Origin of the sequence: Zoogloea sp. (assembly GCF_030157465.1) — a bacterium.
Lineage (GTDB): Bacteria > Pseudomonadota > Gammaproteobacteria > Burkholderiales > Rhodocyclaceae > Zoogloea.
Genome location: NZ_JAOAUU010000113.1, coordinates 1 through 2,885, shown reverse-complemented (window position 1 = coordinate 2,885; position 2,885 = coordinate 1). Strand labels below are relative to the sequence as shown.

Sequence of the window (2,885 nt, the reverse complement as noted above, 5' to 3'; positions counted from 1 at the left end):
GCGGGGTACGTTTCTTTGCCTTCTTTCTTGTCGTACAACAAGAAAGAAGGTCGCCTGCCGGGGCGAGACCCGGCCGATGTGACGCTAAACACCGGAAAGCCGTCCAGTAAGGGCTCAACCCAGGAAAGTCTCAGGTTCGCGCCGGCAGGCCTGCCAGACCTGGAAAGCCTGACCTGTCGCGGGGAAAACGCTTTTCACACTTAACGCGAACATAGCCAATGAATTCGCCCGCGGCGCATTGAATCACAGGCAAACCGTTGACCAGAGTCCGTGGGCGACTGAAGTCGCCCCCACAAAATGGCGGCTATTCACCCGGCTCTACCTGTCGATCAGTCGAGCACGACCACCAGATCCTTGGCGTCCACCGACTGGCCCGACGCGACCAGGATTTCCTTGATCACGCCGTCACGCGGGGCATGCAGGGCCATCTCCATCTTCATGGCTTCGAGGGTGGCGATCACGTCACCGGCCTTGATCTCCTGCCCCGCCTTCACCGCCACGGTGACGACCAGGCCCGGCATCGGGGCGGCCACATGGGCATCGTTGCCCTCGTCCGCCTTGCGCCGGCCGACAACCTTGGCGGCCAGCTTGCGGTTGGGCACCTTGATGATGCGTTGCTGACCGTTGAGTTCGAAGAAGACCTTGACCTGGCCTTCCTCGTCGGCCTCGCTCATGGTCAAGAGGCGCACCACCAGCGTCTTGCCGCGTTCGATCTCCACGGTGATTTCTTCGCCGGGCGCCATGCCGTAAAAGAAGGTCGGCGTCGGCAGCACCGACACCGGGCCGTAGCGCCGCGACAGGGTGTTGAATTCCGTGAACACCTTCGGGTACATCAGGTACGAGGCGAACTCGTTCTCGTCCAGATGACGCCCGCACTTCTTCTCGGCTTCGGCGCGCACGGCCACAAGGTCGGCCTCGGGCAGCAGCGCACCGGGACGCTCGGTGATCGGCGCCACGTTCTTCAGCACTTTCTTCTGCAGCGCCTCGGGCCAGCCACCCGGCGGCTGGCCAAGATCGCCGTGCATCATTTCCACGACCGAGGCCGGGAAGGAGATTTCCCGCGCCGGGTCGAGCACGCTTTCGGCGGTGAGGCCCTGCGCCACCATCATCAGCGCCATGTCGCCCACCACCTTGGACGACGGGGTGACCTTGACGATGTCGCCAAACAAATCGTTGGCGCTGCGGTAGGCGCGCGCCACTTCGTGCCAGCGCGTATCGAGGCCCAGGGAGCGGGCCTGCTCCTTGAGGTTGGTGAACTGCCCGCCGGGCATTTCGTGGAGGTAGACCTCGGATGCGCCGGACTTGAGATCGCTTTCGAAGGCCGCGTACTGCATGCGCGCGGCTTCCCAGTAGAAGCTGATCTGGCGGATCGCTTCCGGGTCCAGCCCCGGATCGCGTTCGCCGTGGCGCAGGGCCTCGACGATGGAGCCCAGGCAGGGCTGGGCCGTCATGCCCGACATGGCGTCCATCGCCGCGTCCACCGCATCGACACCGGCGTCGATGGCCGCCAGCACCGTGGCGGCGCTGATGCCCGAGGTGTCGTGGGTGTGCAGGTGCACCGGCAGGCCCACTTCGTCGCGCAGGGCCTTGACCAGCACGCGGGCCGCGGCGGGCTTGAGCAGACCGGCCATGTCCTTGATCGCCAGGATGTGGCAGCCGGCCTTCTCGAGCGCCTTGGCCATCTTCACGTAGTAATCGAGGGAATACTTCGAGCGGTTCGGGTCGAGGATGTCGCCGGTGTAGCACAGCGCACCTTCGGCGAGCTTGCCGGTCTCGAGCACGGCGTCGATGGCGACGCGCATGTTGTCCACCCAGTTGAGGCAGTCGAACACGCGGAACAGATCCATGCCGGCATCGGCAGCGCGATGCACGAAGTGGCGCACCACGTTGTCCGGATAGTTGGTGTAGCCCACGCCGTTGGCGCCCCGCAGCAGCATCTGGGTGAGCACGTTCGGCGCCTTGGCGCGGATCAGCGCCAGGCGCTCCCACGGGTCTTCATTGAGAAAGCGCATGGCCACGTCGAAGGTGGCGCCGCCCCAGCATTCCAGCGACAGCAACTGGGGCACGCCGCGGGCGTAGGCATCGGCCACGCCGACGATATCGCGGGTGCGCATGCGGGTGGCCAGCAGCGACTGGTGGGCGTCGCGCATGGTGGTGTCGGTGATGAGCACACGCTTCTCGTTGCGCATCCACTCGGCAAACTTTTGCGGGCCGAGCGCTTCAAGGCGCTGGCGCGTGCCGGGCAGGATGTCGGACGTGAAGTGCGGGGCCTCGGCCTTCCTGGCGTGCTCCGCCGGGCGGGCGCGGTCGCGGGTTTCGGGGTGGCCATTGACGGTGACGTCGGCCACCCAGCCGAGCAGCTTGGTGGCGCGATCCTTGCGCTTCCGGAAGTCGAACAGCGCAGGGGTTTCGTCGATGAAACGGGTGGTGTAATCGTTGGCGATGAAGCGCGGGTGACTCACCAGGTTGTGCAGGAAGGCCAGGTTGGTGGCCACGCCGCGGATACGGAATTCGAGCAGCGCCCGGTCCATGCGCTTGATGGCCTCTTCCGGGGTCTGGGCCCAGGCCGTAACCTTTTCCAGCAGCGGATCGTAAAAGCGCGTCACCACCGCGCCGGAATACGCCGTGCCGCCATCCACGCGGATGCCGAAGCCCATTGCGCCCCGGTAGGCGCTGATGCGGCCGTAGTCGGGGATGAAGTTGTTTTCCGGGTTTTCGGTGGTGATGCGGCACTGCAGCGCGTGGCCGCTGAGGCGGATGTCCGCCTGGGCCGGAATGCCGGTTTCAGCGGTGTTGCCGATGTGCTTGCCTTCGGCGATGCGGATCTGGGCCTTGACCAGGTCGAGGCCGGTGATCATCTCGGTAACGGTGTGCTCGACCTGGAT

General features: G+C 65.4%; 2 protein-coding genes. One reads left to right on the top strand and one right to left on the bottom strand.

Annotated elements, in window-relative coordinates; genetic code table 11:
* Positions 1 to 204 (top strand): hypothetical protein (locus Q1W26_RS13710; RefSeq protein ID WP_300441167.1); only part of this gene is annotated, 204 nt, incomplete at its 5' end.
* 125 nt (positions 205 to 329) lie between these two features.
* Here Q1W26_RS13710 and pyc read toward each other — a convergent pair.
* The coding region (gene pyc, locus Q1W26_RS13705) for a pyruvate carboxylase (RefSeq protein WP_300441164.1) at positions 330 to 2,885 on the bottom strand (2,556 nt) is incomplete at its 5' end.